The organism is Pelomonas lactea (assembly GCF_043555885.1).
GTDB classification, from domain to species: domain Bacteria; phylum Pseudomonadota; class Gammaproteobacteria; order Burkholderiales; family Burkholderiaceae_C; genus Pelomonas; species Pelomonas lactea.
Genome location: NZ_JBIGHX010000039.1, coordinates 1 through 281, shown reverse-complemented (window position 1 = coordinate 281; position 281 = coordinate 1). Strand labels below are relative to the sequence as shown.

Annotated in this window: 1 pseudogene; it reads left to right on the top strand. The window is 74.4% G+C overall.

Annotated elements, in window-relative coordinates:
- Positions 1–281: pseudogene (locus ACG04Q_RS25640) on the top strand (ABC transporter substrate-binding protein); the annotation flags it as partial.

Genomic DNA, 281 nt, shown 5'->3' with positions numbered 1-281 from the left:
GCTGCTCAGCGAGGCGGGCCCGGCGCTGTACCGCCACATGATCGAGCAGCGCGACCTCGGCGCGTTCGACGACCCGGCGCTGGAGCGCGCGCTCAAGCGCCTGCGCAACTGGCGCAACCTCGCACTGCCGGCCGGTGCGGCCACCAGCACCGTCGGCGAGCGGCCGTGGACCGACGTCGTCGCCGACTTCGCCGCCGAGCGTGCCGCCATGCTCATCACGGGTGACTGGGCCCGCAGCGAGCTGGGCGCGATGGGGCTGGAGGGCGAGCGCGACTTCTCGT